The 24,105-nt window shown below is 39.2% G+C and carries 18 protein-coding genes and 3 pseudogenes; 8 read left to right on the top strand and 13 right to left on the bottom strand.

The features are described from left to right. Positions 1 to 102: 102 nt before the first annotated feature. On the top strand, positions 103 to 876 hold the full coding sequence (locus AC4CUZ_RS12455; protein WP_201951474.1) for an alpha/beta fold hydrolase: 774 nt from the start codon (positions 103 to 105) through the stop codon (positions 874 to 876). On the opposite strand, the gene AC4CUZ_RS12460 is transcribed toward AC4CUZ_RS12455, so the two are convergent. From AC4CUZ_RS12460 to tssA, 5 genes are read right to left on the bottom strand one after another with little or no spacing between them, the layout of a single operon-like run. Next, complete coding sequence (locus AC4CUZ_RS12460; RefSeq protein WP_201951472.1) at positions 877 to 1,845, bottom strand: M15 family metallopeptidase; 969 nt, start codon at positions 1,843 to 1,845, stop codon at positions 877 to 879. Beyond that, positions 1,842 to 2,441: a hypothetical protein gene (locus AC4CUZ_RS12465; protein WP_201951470.1), complete on the bottom strand. Its 600-nt coding sequence runs from the start codon at positions 2,439 to 2,441 to the stop codon at positions 1,842 to 1,844. Before AC4CUZ_RS12465 ends, AC4CUZ_RS12460 begins: the two co-directional genes overlap by 4 nt. A gap of 11 nt (positions 2,442 to 2,452) precedes the next feature. Continuing rightward, positions 2,453 to 3,250 carry a type IVB secretion system protein IcmH/DotU gene (gene icmH / locus AC4CUZ_RS12470; protein WP_005399426.1) on the bottom strand — a complete coding sequence of 266 codons (798 nt, stop codon included), beginning with the start codon at positions 3,248 to 3,250 and terminating at the stop codon, positions 2,453 to 2,455. A gap of 11 nt (positions 3,251 to 3,261) precedes the next feature. Continuing rightward, positions 3,262 to 4,626: a type VI secretion system baseplate subunit TssK gene (tssK, locus tag AC4CUZ_RS12475; protein ID WP_490747668.1), complete on the bottom strand. Its 1,365-nt coding sequence runs from the start codon at positions 4,624 to 4,626 to the stop codon at positions 3,262 to 3,264. Positions 4,627 to 4,631: 5 nt separating this feature from the next. Next, positions 4,632 to 5,762, bottom strand: coding sequence for a type VI secretion system protein TssA (tssA, locus tag AC4CUZ_RS12480; protein WP_201951468.1), 1,131 nt, complete (start codon positions 5,760 to 5,762; stop codon positions 4,632 to 4,634). A gap of 79 nt (positions 5,763 to 5,841) precedes the next feature. Between tssA and tssF the strand changes: the two are divergent. From tssF to AC4CUZ_RS12510, 6 genes and pseudogenes are all read left to right on the top strand, one after another. Further along, positions 5,842 to 7,116, top strand: a pseudogene (gene tssF / locus AC4CUZ_RS12485) (type VI secretion system baseplate subunit TssF); the annotation flags it as partial. Next, on the top strand, positions 7,080 to 8,078 hold the full coding sequence (gene tssG, locus AC4CUZ_RS12490; protein WP_490747669.1) for a type VI secretion system baseplate subunit TssG: 999 nt from the start codon (positions 7,080 to 7,082) through the stop codon (positions 8,076 to 8,078). The pseudogene tssF and the gene tssG, both read left to right, overlap by 37 nt. Next, positions 8,071 to 9,498, top strand: coding sequence for a hypothetical protein (locus AC4CUZ_RS12495; protein WP_004693090.1), 1,428 nt, complete (start codon positions 8,071 to 8,073; stop codon positions 9,496 to 9,498). The genes tssG and AC4CUZ_RS12495 overlap by 8 nt, the downstream gene beginning before the upstream one ends. A 90-nt stretch (positions 9,499 to 9,588) precedes the next feature. After that, positions 9,589 to 13,199: pseudogene (gene tssM / locus AC4CUZ_RS12500) on the top strand (type VI secretion system membrane subunit TssM). Positions 13,200 to 13,235: 36 nt separating this feature from the next. Then, positions 13,236 to 14,192: a type VI secretion system-associated protein TagF gene (gene tagF, locus AC4CUZ_RS12505; RefSeq protein WP_201951463.1), complete on the top strand. Its 957-nt coding sequence runs from the start codon at positions 13,236 to 13,238 to the stop codon at positions 14,190 to 14,192. A 6-nt stretch (positions 14,193 to 14,198) separates the two neighbouring features. After that, positions 14,199 to 14,963, top strand: a complete 765-nt coding sequence (locus AC4CUZ_RS12510) for an OmpA family protein (protein WP_201951461.1) — start codon at positions 14,199 to 14,201, stop codon at positions 14,961 to 14,963. Positions 14,964 to 15,234: 271 nt separating this feature from the next. On the opposite strand, the gene AC4CUZ_RS12515 is transcribed toward AC4CUZ_RS12510, so the two are convergent. The 4 genes and pseudogenes from AC4CUZ_RS12515 to AC4CUZ_RS12530 form a co-directional block, all read right to left on the bottom strand. Continuing rightward, a protein-coding gene (locus tag AC4CUZ_RS12515) for an IS4-like element ISAba1 family transposase (protein WP_085947913.1) occupies positions 15,235 to 16,325 on the bottom strand; the annotation gives its coding sequence in 2 pieces (ribosomal slippage) (positions 15,235 to 15,785 and positions 15,785 to 16,325; 1,092 coding nt in all). A gap of 330 nt (positions 16,326 to 16,655) precedes the next feature. Further along, a pseudogene (locus tag AC4CUZ_RS12520) lies at positions 16,656 to 16,768 on the bottom strand (IS5/IS1182 family transposase); the annotation flags it as partial. Between the two features lie 14 nt (positions 16,769 to 16,782). Continuing rightward, positions 16,783 to 17,106, bottom strand: a complete 324-nt coding sequence (locus tag AC4CUZ_RS12525; protein WP_373863465.1) for a helix-turn-helix domain-containing protein — start codon at positions 17,104 to 17,106, stop codon at positions 16,783 to 16,785. After that, positions 17,091 to 18,422: a type II toxin-antitoxin system HipA family toxin gene (locus AC4CUZ_RS12530; RefSeq protein WP_279691973.1), complete on the bottom strand. Its 1,332-nt coding sequence runs from the start codon at positions 18,420 to 18,422 to the stop codon at positions 17,091 to 17,093. The genes AC4CUZ_RS12525 and AC4CUZ_RS12530 overlap by 16 nt, the downstream gene beginning before the upstream one ends. Before the next feature lie 423 nt (positions 18,423 to 18,845). Here AC4CUZ_RS12530 and AC4CUZ_RS12535 point away from each other — a divergent pair, with 423 nt between their 5' ends. After that, positions 18,846 to 19,082 (top strand): VF530 family protein, encoded by a 237-nt coding sequence (locus AC4CUZ_RS12535; RefSeq protein WP_114837081.1) that lies wholly within the window; start codon positions 18,846 to 18,848, stop codon positions 19,080 to 19,082. Positions 19,083 to 19,280: 198 nt separating this feature from the next. Here AC4CUZ_RS12535 and AC4CUZ_RS12540 read toward each other — a convergent pair whose 3' ends face one another. From AC4CUZ_RS12540 to AC4CUZ_RS12555, 4 genes are read right to left on the bottom strand one after another with little or no spacing between them, the layout of a single operon-like run. Then, on the bottom strand, positions 19,281 to 20,339 hold the full coding sequence (locus tag AC4CUZ_RS12540; protein WP_279691975.1) for a 2,3-butanediol dehydrogenase: 1,059 nt from the start codon (positions 20,337 to 20,339) through the stop codon (positions 19,281 to 19,283). A gap of 21 nt (positions 20,340 to 20,360) precedes the next feature. Further along, positions 20,361 to 21,146 carry an acetoin reductase gene (locus AC4CUZ_RS12545; protein ID WP_114837083.1) on the bottom strand — a complete coding sequence of 262 codons (786 nt, stop codon included), beginning with the start codon at positions 21,144 to 21,146 and terminating at the stop codon, positions 20,361 to 20,363. Between the two features lie 11 nt (positions 21,147 to 21,157). After that, positions 21,158 to 22,558, bottom strand: a complete 1,401-nt coding sequence (gene lpdA, locus AC4CUZ_RS12550; RefSeq protein WP_279691978.1) for a dihydrolipoyl dehydrogenase — start codon at positions 22,556 to 22,558, stop codon at positions 21,158 to 21,160. 11 nt (positions 22,559 to 22,569) lie between these two features. Then, positions 22,570 to 24,105, bottom strand: a complete 1,536-nt coding sequence (locus AC4CUZ_RS12555; protein ID WP_287166453.1) for a dihydrolipoamide acetyltransferase family protein — start codon at positions 24,103 to 24,105, stop codon at positions 22,570 to 22,572.

A 24,105-nucleotide genomic window follows, 5' to 3' on the forward strand; every position in this document is an offset into this window, starting at 1 on the left:
CCTAAAATAGCCTAAGCAAAATTGAACTTAATATAAAAAGTCATTTGATTTATTTCCATTAAAAATTCAATATCTATAGGAATCAAATAAAGTAAGTTTCATATGATCCTAAATCATCAATTTCATCAAAATGAGCAGCCGCGTGCAAAAACATTGGTCTTTGTTCACGGTTTATTTGGCAGTTTAAGTAATTTAGGGATGTTGGCTCGGGAGTATTATTCAAGCCACCATGTATTACAGGTAGATGTACGTAATCATGGGTTATCTACACATTCCAATGTTATGACTTATGAAGTCATGGCAGCTGATCTAATTGAAACTTTAGATGAACTCAATATCGAGCACTTTTCTTTGATCGGGCATTCTATGGGTGGAAAGCTGGTGATGAAAGTGACAGAGCTCGCAGCAGATCGACTAGATCAACTGGTGGTATTGGATATTACGCCTATTGCTTATAAAGAAAATCATCATGAGCAGATTTTTAAAGCGCTCTTTGCAGTACAAAAAGCAGATATTGAAACACGTCAACAAGCCATAGAAATCATGCGTGAATATCTCAAAGAAGAAATGGTTATTCAGTTTCTCTTGAAGTCTTTTAGCAAAGGGAAGTGGTTGTTTAATGTAGATGCACTATATGAGAACTATGCTCAAATTTTGTCATGGGAAAATATAGAAACATGGCATAAGTCTGCATTGTTTATACGTGGTGGAAACTCACCTTATGTAGAAAAGCCAGAATATATAGAAGCTATCCAATCGCAGTTTTCTCAAGCCCAGATTCAGACGGTTGCAGATGCTGGACACTGGTTACATGCAGAGAAAACTGCGCAAGTTCTGCAAATCATCACTCAATATTTGAGTCAGTCTTCAACCTGATTAACTCAAATTTGCAGCTGAAAGTTGTCCTTCAGAGGTCAGCTTTTCAGCCATTTCCGCAGTTTTCTTTAAATTCGGCATTCGATATTCAGTATGGCCATAGTCTTGGATCGACTTCCAACGCCCGCCCCAAGTTAAACCTACAGATTCTGCAACTTCACCATAGAGCTGATAGCCACGCATCGCCCATGGATCTCGTTCAGAAATAACGACTTTTCCATCCCGCTTAAATGCGACATCCGCCGCCAATCCAAATTGGTGATAGCTCTGATAACCACGTGCCAAAGTCGTATTTTTATTGCTGGCTAAAGAATTCTGACGCTGCGGGCTACGATAGCCTTCCAGTAAAACCAGTTCATATCCATGCTGCTCACGCATTATTTTAAATACCATCAGTAAACGTTGTTTATAGCGTGGGTTCATTTTGTGCCACTTACGATCAGCCGTTGCTAAATTGTCATGTGAATGAGTTGAATGTACATCCTGAATACTTGGATCGTAATTCAAAGCACTGGCTTGAATAGAATTATTATTAAGATCCGCTTGCTCAAGCATACTTGCTTCAACTATGGCCGCAGCAACTAAGGATTCTTCGATTTCTGGTGGCGGCGACAAAATTTGCCCATCAAGTAAGGCATAAATTTGTGGATCCGATTGTCTTAAATAATCCGCTTCGATTTTAGTGGGTGTGACGGGGCTGGTAAAAGCAAACATTAAGATGCTAGCAAATAAAAATAGACCCGCAATCAATATCCACCATTGCTGAATATGCCAATGCGATTGCAATTGCTCAGGCGCAGCAGCATGATTTATATGCTGTGCAAAATGACGAGCGGATTGAAATCTTTGTTTTCCTTGAGGAATTAACCCAACAAAAAAGCTTGCTAATTTTGCTCTGAGTTCGTAGGACAGTGCCAAACCTAGTCCTATCGCTAGGATTAGAAAAATCGAAAAAAGAGCATAAATTATAGTCTGATAGTAGCTGGCATTGGGGCTTCGGCGGTACGAGTTGTAATCTTGGTTTGTACACTACCTGTGGGAGATTCTTCGGATTTTTCCACTGCCTGTTCTGCTTTGGCTACTTTGTCGTGATTTTTATCTTGCAGTGCGGCCAAACTTTGCGTTGACGAGTTTTGTTTCTTATTTTCTTTTGATAAGGGCTGAGGACTAGCACTCTTCATCGATGGGGCAGCAACTGTTTCAGCTGGACGAAGAAAAGCTCTGCTTAATTCATCTTCTTTGGGTTGGGGAAAATCAGAAAGCGGCTCAGTTACATTTGAAGGTTGAACACTTTTAGAAGGGATGACTTTAGTTGCTTCAAAAATAGCTTCGGGTTCCCGCGTCGGGGCTTCATTATCGACTGAGGGTTCAGAGACATCGACGCTAGAATTTTGACTAACCTGTATTGAATCATTTTTTTGTTGTGTAAAAAAGTAAGTAAAACCAAGAGTGGCCATCAATACGACACCACTCAAAAAACCACCAAACGCATAGAGCATAGGTGAAATATTTTTCTTTTTTGTAGACGTCAAAATTTTGACTGAAGTCCGTTTTTCATGAGCCATGGAGTTAGTTCTTAGGGTAAATGAATAGTAATATGTGCCTGTTCTGTTGGCGTAGAAATGACATTTTCATATGTGGCCAAAGAATTCGTACTTTGCTTTGATAACATATAGCGCAAGCCTGCAAAGGATAAGAGCGCGAATAGGATTAGAAAAAGTAAAATCCAGTAAAAAGGAAGCTCACGGTGAATCATGTGTTTAATTTGATCGGGGAGCGATGCAAAAGGAGAAAAGGCAGCCTTTTTTCCTTTCAAATAGTCAATTTCATCGCCCACACGTGCGACCAAATGGTTTAAATTTTCTATAGATTCAATGCGATATCTACCATGAAAACCCAGGAGCATGCAGTAATGATAAACTTCAAGTGCGGCTAATCGACTATTTCCTTTACGGCGTAACTCTTCTAAAATTTCAAAAAAACGATAACCCGCAAGTTGCGAGCCAAATAAACTAAGCTGTAAGGGACTGATTAACCAACTATTTTGTAGCTCGAAAAATTGTGCATCTTGCTGAGTCACAATGGTTTCATCTAATAATGCACAGTAAGCATATTTAGCATCTTGAATGTCATCTGATGAAAATTGTAATTTTCGAGCTTGGTTTTCAAAACGGTTGAGTAGGACAAGAATTTTTTCACGAAATTCAGTCGAACTACTCGGTATATATTTGTTTTTTAATAAAAATACAATATAAAACCCGTCATGGAGTAAGTCAACCAAGTTGGTTGTACTGGTGACTTTGGCGGTCATGGGCTGAGTAATTGAACCAGTTCCAATTTGTCCATCATCAAAAAGTGAAGGGGCATTATTCATGATTCATTTCCTTAGCCATTCATCACAGCAATCAATTCAACAGCAATATCTTGGAAACCTGCCGGAATATAAATACAAATCGACTCGGCATCCAACATGCGTTGGTATAAGTCATTATTTGGTTCAATTTCAAAGTAACTCACACCAGATCGCACTGGAATAGCGGTTGGAACTTGCATTAAATGATGTAAAGGAACTGCAGGGAGTGCGGCGATGACGCGTTGTTCCACATCTACGGTATTGCCCACTTTAAAGCGCAATGGAACCAATTGAATCAGTTCGTGGCTTTGCATCATGCTGCTTGAAACAGCCAAGTAAAGTCTTGAATCTCGGGTGATTTTATCTGACTCTAAACTGCCTAACCAATAGAATGGTCGTGTTTCTTTGAGTTGGATACTGATGTAGCGGTTTGAAATAATCGTATCTAATAACTCACGTAGAATGACATCGAGCTGACTAAAACTTTCTTGTAAATTATGATGTTGGTAGCGAGGTAAATGATCAACCTCATGAGCCGTTGAAAAAGTCAGCAATGAGCCAGTCAAACGTAATAATTCAAAGAATAGCCGCTCTGGATGGATATGCGGGTATTGCAATAAATGATTCAACGTCGCGTGTGCTGTGTTGAGTGCATTAACCAGCCAAAATGACACAATGTCGCCAGAGCGAAATTCAATCAGTTTTTGCTCGTTTTCTCGATTATTACTTTGAATGGTTTTAATTTTCGCTTTGATAACATTTAAACTGCGTTTCAAACTCGAGATAAGATTTTCAGAAGATTCAATATGCAAGATAGGCGGAATAAAATGACGATCAAATTCAAATTGACCTGAGCTTTGACGTTTAATTTTTGCTAAAGCTAAATACAAAAAGCCATCAAGCTCTTGATTCGGTTCTGCGTTGACCTCTAACAAGCGAAACTCTGCACGGCGGCGCAATAAGGTGATATCTGCTGCAGTTGCATCTGTAAATAAATCATGAGTTGAGGTTAGATAAGAATGATAGCGACCGAACTGTGCACTATTTTCAGCGGTCACATTTTTCTTATTGGCTTGTACAATCGGCAAAGCCAAATAAACCAAGATTTCGCCACGTAAATTCAGTTCATCTAATAACACTGGCTCTGGCAATAAATCACGTGCCGGCGCCTGATAGATTTCGCCATCTTGCCAAATCATACTAATACTTTCGAGTGCCAAGATATGTGTGTGTAACTGGGCTTCATCAAATTGAATATTTTGAATGCCATAGGCAAATGGAATTGTGGAACGAATGGTATGATTCAGACGTTGTTCATGATACGCATCTTGTAATTGAAAATGTTGAGGACGTAAAAATAGACCTTCACCCCAAAGTATTTTTTCTGCTTTAAACATTTAGATTACCAATCGTTTGATTCATTTGCTTGTTGCACGCCCAGTAGTTCTTGGACGTTATGCAGTGGATTTTCGTTTTTAATGACTTGATTTAACCACTCATGTAGTGGCATCTGACTCCACTTGATGGTTTTCTGTAACATATAGCTTACGGGACTATGCGGTTCATTGGCTTGGAAATAGTCAGAAATTTCTTGTAATACCCGCATGGCTTGTTCACGGTTTGCTAAGTGATTTTGCGGTTGAACCTGAAAGCCTTTGGATGGATGGACGGTGTTCATGTCAATCTCTTGTTCTTTGTGCTGAGTAAATGAAAGTGCCTGTGTTGTTATCGTTGCGGCAGCAGAAGACTCAGACGTTTGTGTCGCCATTACAGGCTGAGTAAAAACATCGGTTTTGTAGAGCTTTTTTAAACTGGTGTGGATGTTTTCAAGCTGAGTATCAATCGCAGCAAAGCTTGGTGCATCTAAGCCTATTAAGGTATCTAATACACTTTTCAAAATTGACCATTCAGCCAGAATCGCCGAAAAATGTTGATAGTTCTGATATTGAAATGATTTTGATGTATTGAACAAGCTCTGCTCAAATTGTTCCAAAATCTGAGAGCTATTGGCATCATCCGTATAACTTTCGACTTGTTTCAACAAATGGTTTTTTTGTCTCAATAAGGCTTCATAATCACTGAGTGAAAATGAAGGAACATTCACGATAGCGACTTGTTTAATCAGTGGAATCAAATGATTAATTGAACCTTGTAATAAACCTAGACGTTGATCTAAATCTTCTTCTTCAATTTCAGGATGAAGTTGTGTCCAATACTCATTTAGCGTCCGGTGCATAAGCTCTAGGGCTTTTGCGGTGCCTTCGAATCCGTATAAATTTGACCACGCTTCAAGTACCCAGCCCAATAAGCGTAAATCCTTCGATTTTTCCGTGAGAAGTTCGATAGATTTTTGTTCAACGAAATGCCAGTCTGCTTGCTTGGGTTCAGCGACCCAGTCGCCTTGATCGAGTAGTGGATCATCCTGAGTTTTTGCAATTTTGATAGCGTGGAATTCATTGGAAAAAGACAAGTCTTGTCCACATGGTTGATCGCTTGAGATAGGAGACAATAAAGGCTCGATTTCTAAGCTCATAATTTTACACTCTATATTCTATTAAACTTGATTCGCTTTATTTTTAGCAGGATGTCGTTTCTTTTTAGCCGTAGAAAAAGAAAACTTGCCTATTTATTTGGATGCGATATCCAATTTTCCACTACAAGTTTTGGATGCTGTGTTCCAGTCGGGTACAGGATTTTCATTAAAGTTTGGTCATCGCGTCATCGACATCCCAAATCCGTTTAGTATCATGGGTTTTGCTGAAACTGAAAGTCTGTTGCCCTTGGATCAACATACACATCATGCATACCGGCTGTTGATGGAATATTTCTGTTTTTCTGAAAAATTTAACTTTCTCAATATGAACTTAGGTTTGTTAAAATATTTAGAAAAAGAGCAAAATCAGTTTGAAATTTTGATTCATCTTAAACTGAATTTAAATGATCAGGTCAATATTCGAAATTATTCTGAGTTGAATGTCGCAAACTTTAAATTATATGTGGTACCAGTTATCAATTTATTTAAAAAACAGGCTGAACCTCAAAAAATTAATCATCAACAACTCGAATATCCTTTAATTACCGATGCTCATCATCCTGAGTTTTATCAAACTTATTCGATTACTAAAATGCAAATGATTCGTGAAAAGTCGAATAAAGATCAAACTACTTTTGACATTTATCCATTCTTTGCGATGAGTCATTATCAAAAGGATGAGACTCAGTTTTTTTATAGTTTGAATTCGGCACAGCTACAAAATAAATATGTTGAAACAGGTTATAGTATTATTTCAAAACATTTATCGCCTGAAACAACCAAATCTGATTTTATCAGTACGCAATTATTATGCTCCAATCGTGATTTACCCCATGAGGCATTGAGCCAAGCCAACAATATATTAAATTTGAATGATAGTAGTCTGGCACGGCGAGCTGTGGTTTTAAAAAGACCGAATAAACCCTATTACTTTGAACAAAATAAAAAAGAGCAATGGCGGATCATTTCGCATTTATCATTAAATACTTTATCTCTCACCAAGGGCGATGCTTTAAGCCATATTCAGGAATTGCTTGAACTGTATAACCTGCCTCAGCTCAAAGAAAACCACCTTATTATTAATGCGATTCAGTCGGTTAGTTTTGAATTAAAGCAAAAGATGGTGGATGCAAAACCATTCCCACTCTTTATACGAGGGTTGAAAGTAAATCTAGGGATTGATTCGAAAGTGTTTCGAGGACATAGCCTGTATATTTTTAGTCAGTTGTTGTCGCATGTCTTTAATCTAAAAGTCCAGATGAACAGTTTTGTCGATGTTGTTATTTCAGATGCTCAATCTCAACAGGAGTTATACCAATGCGTGCAGAACGTTGGTGGCAAGACACTTCTATAGTTGATGTACTGGTTGAACAACCGAACGCTTTTGAATTTATTCAGGCCACGCGATTACTACGTCATGCGGAGGCTCCCCATGCTCAAAAAGAAGGGGATTGGGCAAAGCAATTTAAGTTTCATAGTTCACTGAATCTTAATTTTCCGAATGCAGAAATTGAGAGTTTGACCCTTGACGAAGAAAAAATTCACTTAACCAACTTAATGATTGGTTTAACTGGGATTCAGGGCACCTTACCGTATAGCTATACCAATAAAATTAAACAAAGTGCGCGTATACAACGGAATGAAACACTTCATTTTTTAGGTTTATTTAATCACAAGCTCACTGCGCAATATGTGGATGCATCTTTAGCTTACCATTTACCGATTCGCTATGAGATTGAGCAAGAAAACCATTACCTCGATATTTTGCATGCACTAAATGGCTATGTGAGTGCTCAACATGAGCAGCAGGATTTAGATCATTATTTTGCTGAATTCGCTGGATTAATGCAGGGGCAAAATAATACATCACATGCGCTAAAAACCATGCTGAGTTGTGTGTTTAAGCAACCCTTTAAGATTAAAGAATTTGTTGAAGAGGTCTTTCATTTGTCCCCTGAACAAAGAAGCACACTGGGTGGTAATAATCAATTGGGCATTAATACCTTTTGTGGAGAAAATATCCGTCAAATAGATGGAAAAATTGAAATAGAAGTTGGCCCCGTCTCATACACCGAGTATTTAAAATTTTTACCCGATCAAGCTGAGAGTATAAAACTTAAACGATTACTTGCAAGTTGGCACAGTCCAACGCTTGGGGTGGATTTAAGAATCATCCTGAGGAAAGAGGATATTCAACCGATTCAGCTGAGTTCAACGATGACCATTGGTTTATCACAAGGCGCTTTTTTAATGCCGATGCCAACTGAACACAATCATGAAACCTGTTATACATTGATGGGGATAGGGCATGCTTAAGCTCTTTATTGGTACTTTGAGCAGCTTGTTGTTGCTTGTTGCAGGAATCGTCATTTTTTATTGGCGAGATATTCAATATGACCCAACTGGGGCAGACCTGCTCAATTATTTGCTTCTATTTCCACTGATTCTGTGTGTGATTTTATGGTCTCCTGTATTTATTTATCATGCCATTAAAGCCCACCAAAAGCGCAAAGAGCAACAAAAACAAGCGCAAGTAGAGCAGCATCAGGATGATGACAACCAACAGGCTGAAGCTGTTGAAGTTCAGTGGTTGAACCTGAATATTTATTCCTCGTCTGCATATAGTGCTTTTGGGGAAAATGACGAGATTCTTGACGAGATTAAAAAATATAAAAGCCCAGAGCTCGATACGCAATTACAAAATGCCTATGGCTTACCGATGCTGTCTTATCGCATACATGCACTAGATCATGTCATTACAAATCAGGACGATGGTGAAGTCGTTGATCATCCGCGCCATCTGCGAATTCAAGCTCTGATCGAGCATCAACTAGAGCAACATGCAGAAACATTGTGGCAAGTCTCGCAGCATTTAAAGCAATCGGCTTTATTTTATGACAGTGAATTGGCCTATGAATATCGTATGCATCCGGCATGGATTGATCCTACGAGTGAATATGATAGCAATGAACCAGAGGAACAACCTGATGTGCAGCAGGTTGCTAAATTAAACCGTATCAATATACATATGCTGCTGCCTGAATCGATGTTACATGCTTGGAATGAAGAACAAAGCAGTGGCGTCGTACAGGATTATTTAAGTTCATTAGGCGTGATTACGCAGCAAATTCATCTTGAGCACCATTATTTCAGTCAAGAAACAGCCTATAAAGATTGGATGCTGTTATTGGAGCAAATTTCTCAGCAGTCAGAGGAAATCACGTTCATCCTGAATGTAGATTCTGAAATTGACCAAGAACTGCTTGATGAAAAAACATGGTTAACCGACCATTACTTGCCTGCTGAATATGCCTCTAGTTGGTGCTTAGCATCATCTTCTTTACCATTACTTGATATCAAACCCTTAAAACAACTCAAGATTGCACTAAACGAGGCCAATCTTGCCAATCATTTTGAATCCCCACCGATGAAGCAATTAGAACAATTTAAAGATATTCAGCCTTTTGTGCTGATGCTCGATGATATTACAGACATTCAAACCATGAAAAAACTTAACCAAATTTTCGATCGAAGTGGGATTGAATTGCATCACTTCATTCATACCAAACAAAGCTTTGGACATACGCAGCATTTGGCCAAAGTATTTGGATTTATGTTGAGTATGCATTTGCCTGATGAGCTGATGGCGATGATTTATAGCACTGATCAATTGTCTACACATTGTTTTCTACATGCGTGTGAAGACAGTAATATCCCTGTAGAACCAACCATTTAAATTAAAAAAGAATAAGAGAGTATTGTGAATTCTTTATTTTATAACGTCTTAGGTTATGTTTGGCAGTATGTGAGCAACCCTAAAGCCATTATGGCTATATCGGGTTTTGTCGCACTAATGGCCATGCATAACGTCATTCCAGCCAAATTTTTTTGGCCTTTAATGATTTGTTATGTAGTCGGGTTGATGCTGTGGGGGATTTATTTACTCATTGTACGTCGTCGACATGCTGCACAAGGTGAAGCTCTTGCCGATGCCATTGCACATGATACGCATGCGGAATATGGCAAACAAAAAAACAAAGATGAACTTCATTTAATTCAGCAACAAATGAAAGAATCTATTCAGTTGATTCGGAAATCAAAATTGGGGGATAAAAAGGGCAATGCTGCACTCTACGAGTTGCCATGGTATATGGTAATTGGTAATCCGGCTGCGGGTAAAAGTTCGGCCATTTATAACTCAGGTTTAAAATTTCCTTTTGAAGAAACTCATCAAAAATCAGTTTCTGCTGGATTAAGTGGAACCCGTCAATGTGATTGGTTTTTTTCAACAGAAGGCGTGTTATTAGATACTGCAGGTCGTTATTCCGTTTATGCGGAAGATCATTTTGAGTGGCTAGGTTTTTTAAATATTTTGAAAAAAAACCGCTCAAAAGCACCAATCAATGGCTTGATCGTGATTGTCAGTATTGCTGAGTTGGTCAGTAACAGCCCAGAAAAGTCGATCAAATTGGCAAAGAATTTACGTGCACGGATTCAAGATCTCACTGAGCGCCTAGAAGTTTTTTCGCCTGTTTATTTGGTCTTCTCTAAAATGGATCTGATTGCAGGTTTTACTGAGTTTTTTGAATGTTATGAAGTCGGTGAGTTTGATCAGGTTTGGGGGGCAACACTGCCTTATACAACCGATGGGGCCAATAATGCTGTTGAATTGTTTGAAAAACACTATTCCATCTTATATGACGGTTTAAAAGGCGTCAGTACGACACATCTCAGCCGCCGACACTCGCAGAATATTTCTCCAAGTGTCATGACATTTCCTTTAGAGTTTAAAAGCTTAAAGCCTGCATTAAAGACATTTATTGGCACGCTGTTTGAAGATAACCCTTATCAATTTAAACCTGTTTTCCGTGGCTTTTATTTCACCAGCGCACTTCAAGAAGGCATTATTGAAAGTCCAATGACCGAGCAAATTGCTCAAGACTTTTTATTGCAAAAAGGTTTAGACAATGAAAATGGCATTCCAACGCGTTCAGTTTCGCAAAACCATGGCTATTTTTTAAAAGGTTTATTTTCAGACATTATTCTGAAAGACAAGAACCTCGTTAAACAGCATATTAACCCTAGCCGAAAGCGTCAGCGTTATATCGCCTTTGTTGCCGCTTTATTTGGTGTAGCCATCATTTTAAGTCTATGGGTGTGGTCTTATCGGAATAATCAACAATTGATTGCAGACGTACAAGCCGATTTAGACAAAGTCGTTTTACTTGAAAAGCAATCAGGTCAAGAGTTGTCTACACAACTGAGTGCACTCTTGATTTTACAGGAACGTATGCAGCAGTTGGACCAATTTGAAGAAGATCGTCCTTTAAAGCTGGGTTTTGGTCTATATCAGGGAGATGAGCTGCGGGAGAAGCTAAAAACTGAATATTTAAAGGGTGTTGAGCAAATTGTATTGACTCCAACACAACAAAATATTGCTCAATATCTACAGCGGGTGAAAAGCAATGAAGAGAAATTGCGCACAAACCATGCAAATGTAGAGCTGACGCCTGTTGCAAAAACACAGCAATATTTAGAGCCTAATGATGCAAATCCACAAGATGCATACAATGCTTTAAAAGCCTATTTAATGATGGGTAATACTCAATATATGGATGCAAGTCATTTAAGTGATCAAGTCACACGCTTCTGGCGTTCATGGTTGGATAATAATCGTGGGCAAATGCCGCGCGGAGAAATGATCCAAAAGGCAGAGCAAATTTTGTCGTATAGCATGACTTTAGCTGGCGATCCTAAATTTCCTGTACTCAGCTCAGACAGCTTGGTGGTGGATCAAACGCGTCAAGTTCTTCTGTCTGTTGTTCGTGGAATGCCTGCACGAGACCGTGTTTATAATGAATTAAAAATGCGTGCGGCTGTCCGTTATCCGGCATTAACCATAAAGCAAATGCTTGGCGATGCCAATCAAAATGCAATCTTAGGCAGTTATGCATTACCGGGTATGTTTACACATGCTGCATGGTCAGAATATGTTGAACAAGCCATCGATGAAGTTGCAAAACGTCCTACGGATACCAAAGACTGGGTACTCAACAGCACACAGTCGGATGACTTATCATTTAGTGGTAGCCCAGATCAAATCCGTAAACAGCTCACAGAACTCTATAAAAAAGAATATATTGCGGAATGGCGGAAATTTTTAGGTGCGATACATTATGCAAAAGCTAAGGATTACGGACAACAGGCGAGTTTCGTTCAAGTTTTAGGCGAGCCTGAAAACTCACCCATTCGAAGTGTTTTTGATCGCGTTGCCAAAGAAACCAGTTGGGACAATCCAGTCGTAATGGCAGAGCTGGCAGCGCCACAAACAGGTTTTGTGGCTTGGTTTAAACGCAAAGTATTAAGACGAGATGAAACTCAGCTTGATGCCAAAGTCATGAATCAAGCGCAAGGCCCGATTTCTAAAGAATTCCAGATGTTTTATCAGTTGGTGCGTAAGCGTGACGACCAACAAAATAAGTCTTTGCTTGATGAATACATGCAATCTTTAGCACAAGTTCGAAGTAAATTCAATGACTTGAAAAGTTCAGGGGATATTGGACCATCTGCGATGAGTTTAGTTAAGTCGACCATTAATGAGCAAAACTCTGTTTTTAATACAACGCAGAAGCTGGTCGATGAAAAAATGTCCGTTGGTTTGTCTGAGGTTGATCAGAAACTGCTCCAAAAGCTGTTGATTTCGCCACTGACACAATCATTTGAAAGTTTAATTCTCCCCGCACAAGATGAGATGAATAAGCTATGGGTTATGCAAGTCTACCAACCTTTTAACACAAACCTGAGTAAAAAATATCCATTTAATTCTTCAGCGACATTGCAAGCAACCAGCAATGAAATTAGCCAGATTCTTGGCGAAAATGGCAGTATTGCGCGTTATGTCAAAGAGTATCTTGATCCACTGGTTATTCGTCGTGGTTATACCTTGACTTCTAAGACATGGAAAGATTTAGGGATTAGTTTAAATCCACAATTTGTAATGAATTTTCAAAGCTATGTTGCGCCAAGTAATGGCATGGCAACAGGAGCGTTGAATCAAGCTTCATCTGCACCTGCTGCTACAGCGCAATCCAATTTTCAATTTTACCCAATTGAAAATCCTAAGTTTTTATCCTATACCATTGATATTGATGGGCAAAGAATGCTTTATGAAAATGGCATTCAACAATGGGTGAATTTTGTATGGCCAAATGCCGGAGCAATTCCTGGTGCACGTATTACAGCCATTGATTTAGATGGGAAAACGCATACGATTTTTGAGGCGCCTTAGGCGGGCAGCGCAGTTACAATGGCATGCAACTGGTCGATCAAATTGTCACCACTAAATCCGTACGTGTGGTGGCAGCGCAAACCACACCTTCAGCAACTGTTGCAAGTCCTAAAGCTCCAACGCCGGGTATACAGGAGTCTCGTTTATGATTTCTCGAAAGTGGCTAGGTTGTAAGGAGTATTGTGATGGATGAACTGCGGACCTTAGCATTATATTACGGAAAATGTCCTGCACGTGGTGATTTCTTAAAAACACGCGGTCAGTATGCCTTAATTCAACTGATTGATCAGTGGATTACTGAGGCATTAGAACATGCCATGCAATCAGAGGGATTTACGCAAGAATATGAAAAGCTACCTTCATTAGACTTTTTTATTGCCAATCCACAAGAAAATAATTTTCTTGTGGCAAATTTGATAGCCAGTCACGATAGTTCTGGCCGTCAATTTCCAATGGTTTTGAGTCATTTATTAGAGGTTGAAAATAGTTTTGATAATCTTATTTATGCACCATATCGCTATAAGCAAACTTTAATCGATTTATTTCAAAAGAATCGTGTGGTACGTTCGATACGTGACCCCAATATCGTGCTTGATAAATTATCTAAATTAAATAATGAGATACAAGTTTTTAATAACAGCGAAGTTTCGGCATTTTATGAACACCATACGATACATTCATTTGCTCAATTACTAAGAATGACCAGTTACGAGCTTGCACAAAGCATGATTGGACTCGGGTTATTGTTACAGCCCGTCATTCAACATGGTACTAGTCGCTTAACTAAGGTGTTGATTTTACCTATTAATAACTCTAGCTACTGCTATGAAATTGCGGCTTTTTGGGTCAATCTAATCAGTTTTTTTATTCAAAATCAAAATGCTGAGCTTCTGATAGGAATTTTACATAGCGAAAAACCCGTACTGCTTTTTGGCTTTCAAGGGGCTGATATTATGACCTTAAGTGAAATTTTCACGCAAAAGTTAGATTCAGATCACTGGGTTTCATTGGTTCAAGCCAATTGGATTGATGCATATTTAGAGCAAAATGCAGGTTTGGCAACGCTGGAGCAAGCTTTATGTGAGCGGCAATTGAGCTTAATACAAGCTGTGAAACTTTTTAAAAAAACTTTTATAGATTAATAGAATATGAAAATAAATCATAGATTTAAGCTAAATAAATGGCTGCTGACTTTAACGCTAGCCCTGAGTGGGAATGTCTGGGCTGAACCGATTATTGTTGAAGGTGTTGTTCCAAATGATGCCAGTAAGCAAATTATTTTAAACAAGATGTACAGTGTCTATGGCGCTGACCAAGTGATTGATAAAATAAAGGTTAAAGCAGTTAGCGCTCCGAATGGTTGGAGTGAATCTGTTGCGAATATGGTGGTTCCAGAGTTAAAAAAAGTTCACCAAGGTAAACTTTCTGTACGTGGTACGCAAATGGAACTTAATGGAAAAATATCGAGTTCAAATGAAGTTCAGCCAACAACAAGCTTATTCCAAAGTTTAGTAACGCCACCATATCGCTTAAATGCGCAGCTTTCTGTCAATCAGGCTGAACAGCAAATTATAGATGAAGCGCTTAAAAACAGAATTATAGAATTTGAATCTGGCAGTGCGGTTTTGGCTGCGAGTGGGACTCAGATCTTAGATGAAATGGCGGTGGCTCTAAATAAGGTTGGTGGGAAAAAGGTCAAAATTATCGGACATACAGACAGCTCAGGTGACGCCGCAAAGAATCTTGTTTTAAGTAAAGAGCGTGCTGTAGCTGTGAAAAATTATTTGATCAATAAAAGTATTGCAGCAGAACGCTTAAGTGTCGAAGGATTGGGCTCAAACAAACCTGTTGCTGATAATGCAACTGCAGATGGTCGTAAGAAAAACCGTCGAATTGAATTTGATGTGATCTAAGTTATTTATAAAAAGCTACATCATCAAGTGTAGCTTTTTATAAATAACTTATATTGCGTATAATGTATATTATGTTAAATAGCATATCCAAGACTGTAGCCTACGCAACCTCAGTTGGTGCTACAGCTCGACATTGTGAATCTCAGTAAAATTATATTCACAATGCCGAGTACGCTAATGAACATAATATACGTTATGCCGAAATCTACGCACGCAACCTATCAATGTGATGATCTAACTTTATAAAAAATTGCTCTGTACACGACAAATTTCACAGAACCCTTATCCTATCAGGATTCTGCCTTCTTAAAATTGCCAAAATTTCCTTAAACTCTTCTTTTTTCCCAAAACCAATTAAACGCTGAATCGCCATTTGAACATAGTCTAAACCATAGCGAAATAAACTCATTGAGAGTCGTCCATGCTTCTTTATTTTTATCGCTTTTTTTTGATCATGTTGCCATTCACCCGTTAAGTAACACCAACAGAAGCTTATAGCTAACACCGCAATCAATTTTTTCACTCGTCTAGGGTCTGTCAAGCGCGTATTTTCAAGATTAAACCCGCGTCCTTTGAGACAACTGAATAAGGTTTCAATTTCCCAGCGTAATGCATAATCCTGAATAGCATTGGCATTAAACTGAGGAGAAACGACGAGTAAAAGCTCTCCATTTTCTAACTGTAGTGCACTTATATATAGTTTCACCCGACCAACCAAAATCCGTCGTTTACGACATTCAATTTGACCAACTTTAAGATGGCGAAATAAATCACTAATTTTATGATTCTTTCCTAAATGATTGGTGACAATGAAGTTTTTTTAACACGAATGCAGAAGTTGATGTCTTGTTCAATTAACCATGTAAACCACTGCTCACCGATAAACTCTCTGTCTGCGAACACATTCACAATACGGTCTTTACCAAAAATGGCTATAAAGCGTTGAATCAAAGCAATACGCTCTTTCGTATCTGAATTTCCACGTTTATTAAGCAATGTCCAAAGGATAGGTATCGCTATTCCACGATAAACGATTGCGAGCATCAGGATATTAATATTTCGTTTTCCCCATTTCCAATTGGTTCTATCTAAAGTCAGTTGCACTTGGTCGAATGAAAACATATTGAAAATCAACTGAGAAATTTGACGATAATCAAAATACTGACCTGCAAAGAAGCGCTGCATACGTCGATAAAATGATTGTGGTAAGCACTTGATGGGCAAGGCTTTAGATGCAGAAGAAAGATTACATGTTTGCTTTAAAATAATCACAAGCATGATGAGCGCAAAGCACTTTAAATGTGACTTGTTCCATTTTAGAGATTTGTTTAAGATAAGATATAACTCATTGAGATGTGTCATAGTATTCGTCGTTAGAAAACAATTATTGTGACATTATTTCAATGAGTTATCTATTTTTGTCGTGTACAGAGAAAAAATTGTTTAAGCTGATCTATTTCTTTATCGTTATCTAATTCTGAATTTTGCAGTTGTTCTAGGACTGTCTCCAGTAGATCGCGCATGTACTCATAGTCGGCTCTGGTGAGTGTGCCCTTGTTTCTGTCATAGCTGACTGTTTTGTACAAATGTTGGTTTACACGCATAAATCTTTACCGGCATCTTATTAATGGGGGTTTTCAATCCCCACTGTAAACTCGCTGTATTCGATTGTTTTTTGTTCTCAGGCAGATCAATCTCGTTGAATTGACTGTCAAAATTCCTTGAACTGAGTTTATCGCCTAATAACTTGATGCACAGCGTGACCATTTTTTCCATAGTGTCCTGCCTAGATGGTCAAAATACCTTCAATCTTAAGCTTTTAATCACTAGATGGCTGAATAATCTTGTGAACGATATGCTCATGTGTCGGTACGAGGCCAGCTTTTAAGCCAAGTGGTTTAAACACCTTATCTAACACGACCTGAGTCAGTTGACCTTTGTCCTGTTCAATGTCGGTTAAAGTACGCCGACTGATTCCAACCATTGCTGCATATTTTTCTTGAGATAGCCCCAATACATTTTTGCGCAAGTGGTTCAGCAGTTGCCCCAAGGTAATTTTACCGAATAAATATTGCGTATATAAATCAATGAGCAATTGCTGACGGTCAAGTGGCTGATTTTCCTTTTTCATAATAGCTCCCATCGACTCAATTTGGCTTCAATAAAGTCATATCCTAGACCTGGCATATCTATAATCGTTTGGGGAACACCTTTATTGATTAATTGCTGTTTGAGACCAATAAGTTTGCTCGCCAATGTTTTCAATGTACTTAAAGATATTTGTGGTTCACACCAATGTGCAAGATTTCGGCTAATACTTTCCCAGCGGTATTCCCCTCCTTCTTCATACGGACTTCCCCATGTTGTTGATCTCGTGACAACTTCTGGATCGGCTTTCATTGGGGCAAAGTCGTAAATTGGAGCAAGAAATATTCGTCCTGATTTTTTTAAGAATGACGTATTACGGCCGTGATTATCTGAGTTACCAAAAATGATATTCAGCAAATCCCTTTGTAACCACTCACAAACGAATTGCGAAGAATCAAAGTTTTTGTCCACCGATTTTAATAAGGTACAAAGCGTGTCTATGACCTCAAAATGATTCAAATGGCTCCCTGATGTTTTATTCAATACGGAATAAACTGACTCAAGCCCGAGTCGATGCCATTGTTGATTACGCCACTCTGTGTCAAATCTCGGCAACCATAACGAAGGGTATTTCTGACCTTCAATCAGCTTCATCTGAGAAGTTTCAATTGTTGTAAATCCAAGTTCATTCAGGACATGATAAAAATGATATTCTGCTCTCAATATGTCGCAATCTATTGCACTACGCTTATTTCGAGGGAATTTAACTAGATAATGCTGATCTGGTTCATCAAAAGAATTTTGATAGGTATCAATCCAAACTTGCTGATCCTTTGACACGCGAATTAATAGTTTTGGAGCCTCACCTCCTGCACCAGTTGCACCGCCACTAATTGCACCCATTTGTTGTGCGTATTCGAGAAAATCAACATTTCGTTCTGTAACATCACCAGTAGTGAACTTGCGTAAGTGTAATGTTGATTCTGGATTGATCGGAGGAACTGACTCCTTAACTCTTAGATTCCCTACAGGAGCAATTGTGCCCTTTTCTAATAAAGTAAAATCTTGTTCTGCTGGCGAAAGTTTTTGCAGACCTAGATATTGCACTAAATAACGTCGAGCAGCACCAGATGGAACAATATCATCTAAAAAACTAAACCAGACTTTCGATTCATGTTGAATAAGAATCTGAACAGGAAGTGCTAAGCTACATGCATGTTCATCTCTCTTATCTAGATAAGAAATGGCATATTCTAATTCGTAGGATAACTCACTCGCACTTGCAGAACCTTTATGTGGTTCTAATATCTTGAGTTCTGCTATATCTAGCCATTCTGTATCGAGAAGAGCTTGAATCGTTAATTTTTCCATAAATATTAATAAGCAAATATTTTCTCAAAAATATCATAAAATAAAAAAAATGCGAATATATTTGCGCATTTCTATGATAATTTAAATTAAATGAGCAAATATTTGCTCGATAAATAGCTAAAATTTCTTCCAATACTACAAATATAAAGCTCGTCCAAATCAGACAGTAAACAAAACATGTGCCTTAAGATCTCTAATAGTAGACTTGATCTGGTAATGGTTTATACGAGCGCGATCCATGGTGAAAAATGAAGCCACGTTGCTGGCGAGCGATTCTGTGAAGTAACCATTTTTGGCTTTAGTTGTGAATGAATCCTGCTATTTCAGCGCACATCAATGTTAATTATGTTTAAATTTCAACCCACTCATTTTTCAACTAGCTCAGGTTATAATGATGACCTCCAAAAATATGGTTGATCTATTATGAACGCCTCCAATGACCCTTTGCACGGCAAAAAACTTGCTGACATTTTGGATGAATTATTGGATTACTACGGTGGCTTTGAAGGCTTAAGTCGTAAAATTGAAATTAGATGTTTTTGTATAGATCCAAGTATTAAGTCATCATTACGGTTTTTACGTACCACACCATGGGCACGTGAAAAAGTTGAAAGCTTATATTTGTATGTCTTACGCCAAAAAACCAAACAAAAATCGTAGCTATCAAAACCCAGCCTCAGCATAATATTTTATACCAAATACTAGGCTGTATGATCAAAATCATACTGGCACTCTACACTGTAAATTTGAGAATGAATCTGTACGTACAGGCTCATTCCCTATCGCTAAAGATATTAGGAATAGCTATATAGAGCTTATTTCTAGCTTATTCAAATTTGTCGTTAAAATTAGGCTTTACTACGGATGAACAATAATTTTGACTGCAGACTCATTATTATGAATCAGTGTTTCAAAGCCTTTAGAAACAAGATCATCTAATGCAATACGTTGGGTAATAAAAGGTTCTAGATTAATCTTATCTTGCTCGACTAAGCGGATGGTTTCCTGATGGTCATTTACATAAGCAATCGTGCCACGAATATCTAGCTCTTTCATAACCACACTATGCACATTAATTGTGGCAGGATGGCTCCAAATCGAAACGATAACGACCACACCAGTTGGTTTCATTGCAGCCACCAGTGTATCCATGACTTTATTGACACTACTACATTCAAAAGCGACATCAACTCCGCGTTCTTCCGTAATTTTCATTACTTCAGCAACCACATCAACTTGGGAAGGATCTAATACATAATCTGCAACACCCGCTTCTATCGCTTTTTCTTTACGTTTTGCACTCAACTCAGTAATGATGACCGTGAGACCTTTGGCCTTTAAAATGGCTGATAAAAGCAAGCCTATAGGGCCTGCGCCACCAACCAGTGCGATATCGCCAGCTTTTGCACCACTTCTGACATAGGCATGATGACCGACAGATAAAGGTTCTATCAATGCTGCTTGGTCTAAGGGAATATCATTTGAAATAGGATGTACCCAACGTCGTTGAACTGCAATTTTTTCAGAAAGACCGCCGCCACGTCCGCCTAAACCAATAAAGTTCATATTTTTTGATAAATGATACTTATCATTCGGGCCAGTCGGGACATCATCCGCAATAATATAGGGTTCAACTACGACATGTTGTCCAATTTGGATATCGTCTACACCCTCACCAACTGCATAAACTACGCCTGAAAATTCATGTCCCATTGTTACAGGTGCAGATTCTCCCGAAATTGGATGTGGATGACCACAAGGTGGAATAAAAATAGGGCCTTCCATGAATTCATGTAAATCTGTACCGCAAATACCGCACCATGCAACTTGAATTCCAACTGTGCCTGGAAGTACTTTCGGTTCAGGGATATCTTCAATTCGAATATCCCCTCGATCATAAAAACGAGCTGCTTTCATTGTGTATTCCTCATGTTGATATTAACGGTAAACCATTCCACCATCTGTCAAAATAGACTGACCTGTAATATAGTTTGCATCCTCGCTGGCTAAAAATGCAACTAATGCAGCCACGTCATCTGGTGTTTCAGCACGTCCTAAAGCAATACCATCTACATATTTTTTATACGTTTGACCAATTGGTGCACCTGTAATTTCAGAGAACCGCTGATCTATTTCGACCCACATGTCTGTACCAACAACACCCGGACAATAACTATTTACAGTAATTTCAACACTGGCATATTCTTTAGCCGCAGCTTGCGTCAATGCACGAACTGCAAATTTAGTTGCCGAATAAACACCGAGTAAAGCAAAGCCTTCATGACCTGCTATTGAGCATGCATTAATAATTTTTCCAGCCTGTTGGCGTTGTTTAAATTTATTTGCTGCGGCTTGAATCCCCCAAAGTACACCACCAACATTGATGTTCATAATTTGGTTAAATTCATTCGGTGTTACTTCTGCCAAAGCTTTAACTTGTGCAATACCTGCATTATTGATCATGATATCAAAACCATTAAGTGTCGATTCGGCATGATCAATTGCATGACTTACTTGTATTGGATCTGAAATATCCGCAATAAATGTGGTGACTTTTACGCCAAAGGCTTCAACCTCTTTTTGAACAGCATTTAACTTTTCTTGATGAAGATCGACCAAGGCAATATGAACACCTTCTTGTGCTAAACGTAAGGCAATACCACGTCCAATTCCTTGTGCTGCACCCGTAATTAATGCAACTTTATTGTTTAAACCTCTAGGCATGTTCCGACTCCTTAGATATGAATGGCACGTTGCATTGCCGACAAGACCGACTCATGCATCGCCTCAGATAAAGTAGGATGTGGGAAAATGACCTGTGCTAAGCTTTCATCCGTTGCTTCTAGGTATTTTGCGATGGCAAAACCTTGAATGTGTTCGGTGACTTCATGTCCGACCATGTGAGCACCTAACAATTCCCCTGTTTCCTGACTAAAAATGGTTTTAACAAATCCTGCGCTATCGCCCAAAGCCAATGCTTTACCATTCGCTTGTAAAGGAAACTTACCCACATTGATATTCAAGCCCGCAGCTTTCGCTTCCTGTTCTGTCAAACCAATACTGGCCACTTGCGGATGGGTAAAGATACAGCCCGGAATTTGTGTACGATCTAAAGCATGTACATGACTTAGGCCTGCAATTTTCTCCACACAAAGAATGGCTTCATGACTGGCTTTGTGTGCCAAACACGGTGCACCTGCGACATCACCAATTGCATAAATGCCCACTATATTGGTTTTACACCATGAGTCGACTTTAATAAAACCATTCTCAAATTCAACTCCCAAAGCTTCTAGGCCAAGATTTTCAGCATTCGGTTTCACGCCAATAGCTGAAAGCACCTTTTCAACAGTAATGATTTGCACACCTGTGGCAGTTTCAATATGACAATGTACTTGAGCCTGATCAGTTTCTATTTTTTTTACAGTCGCTTCGGTTAAAACCTGCATACCCTGCTGTTCAAATTGCTTTTGTACATACTTCGCAACTTCAATGTCTTCGCTAGGGAGAATCTGCTTTGCAATATCAACCAAGGTAACTTGGCAGCCTAAGTCTTGGTATAGGCTTGCAAACTCACTGCCTATAGCCCCCGAACCAATGACCAGTAAAGATTTTGGTAATTGTTCCGGAACTAAAGCCTCTTTATAACTCCAGACCTGATGGCCATCTACAGGAATATGAGGCAAATTGGCCGCACGTGCACCTGTTGCGACAATAATATGCAGTGCAGAAATCTGCTGTTTTTGACCATTCGCATCTGTAAGCTCTAAATGCTCTTTGGCAATAAATTGGGCTGCTGCATTAAAAACAGTGATTTGATTCTTTTTCAATAATTGACCGATACCTTGTACCAGTTGCTCAGAAACCTGTCTGCTATGATGGACCAGTTTTTGAATGTCAAAATCAACCGCGTTAAGAGTAAAGCCAAACTGCTCTGCATGTTTGAACTGCTGCGCAAGCGCAGCCCCGCTCAATAATGCCTTGGTTGGAATGCATCCCCAATTAAGACACACTCCGCCTAAGTGTTGTTTTTCAACAATTGCTGTTTTTAATCCCAGTTGCGCTGCGCGAATCGCAGCGACATATCCTCCAGGACCAGCACCAATAACCACAAGATCAAATTGTGTATCTGACATGGCTATTCCTCCTACACCAAAATTAATGCAGGGTTTTCGACAAACTGCTTCAATGCCGATAAGAATTGAGCACCCAACGCACCATCAATGACACGATGATCACAAGACAATGTTGCGGTCACCATTTCACGAACAACAATCTCATCATTTTCAACGACAGCACGTTTCTCTGCTGCACCTAAGGCTAGAATTGCACCTTGAGGCGGGTTAATAATGGCATCAAACTGTTGAATACCCAGCATTCCCAAATTGGAAATACTGAAACTGCCCCCTTGAAACTCATCAGGTGCCAATTTTCCAGTTTTGGCACGTGTCGCCAGATCACGCATATCATTGGAAATTTGCGCCAAAGATTTACGGTTCGCTGCTTTAATAATTGGCGTGATCAGTCCATTTTCGATGGCTACAGCAACCGAAATATCAGCCTGTTCAAACTGTAAAATCTGCTGATTCTCTTCATCAAACTGAACATTAACTTGTGGAACTTTAATCAGTGCAGCAGCAGCAGCTTTAATCAGCATATCGTTAATGGAAAGTTTGACTTGCGGTACAGTACTGTTAATTTGCTGACGCAAAGCCTGAACCGACTCAACATTTAAGTCTATCGTTAAGCGAAAATGTGGTGCATTGCGTTTTGCCGCTTGTAGCCGTGCAGCGATTGCTTTACGCATACCATTCATAGCTACGGTGGTGAATTTTGCTGACTCTGTTGGATGCGCATGATCAGCATGTTGAGCTTGTACAGGGTTTTCACGTTGATATACAGCTTCAACATCTTCCTTACAGACTCGTCCACGTGAACCCGATGCGCGACAATCATGCAAATTAATGCCCCATTGTCTTGCCAAACGGCGGGCAACAGGTGTCGCTAGAACATCACTATCATCTGCTTTAGATTTCGCGGCTTTGGTACTGGCTTGATGACGCACATCTGGCCAAGAACCACCAGCAGCTTGAACTGCGGTCTGAATATCTTGAACACTAATACGACCTTCACGTCCAGAACCCGTAATCTGAGACAAGTTTACATTATGCTTTTCAGCCAATTTCAAGGCATGTGGCGTTGCAAAAATATCATCGCTTTGTTGGTAGCCTTGTAACGCAGCAGGAATAGAATATCCGCCCTGAGTCACCGCTTTTGATCCATTACCAACACTGTTCTGTTTAGGAGCAGCTTGCACTTTGGTTTCAACTTGAGCTACAGCTACTTTTTCAGGAACCGCTGCTACCGCTTTATTTTCTGTTACAGCAGGTGTTCCACCTAAGGACTGTGCAAATGCTTCAACTTCTGTATCTGAAACTTGAGCGTCTGCACAAATTGCAATAACTCCACCTACGACCAGCGTGTCGCCATCTTTAGCAATAATTTTGCGTAGCAAGCCATCAAAAGGTGCTTCAAGAACATTGACGATTTTTGTGGTTTCAATTTCACAAATTTCCTGTCCTTTACTAAATTGCGTACCTTCCTCAATCAGCCATTGGGCAATCGTACCCTCTTCCATGGACAAACCCCATTTTGGGATTTCTAAAGTTTTAATTTCGCTCAT

The organism is Acinetobacter sp. 789_lipA (assembly GCF_058242845.1).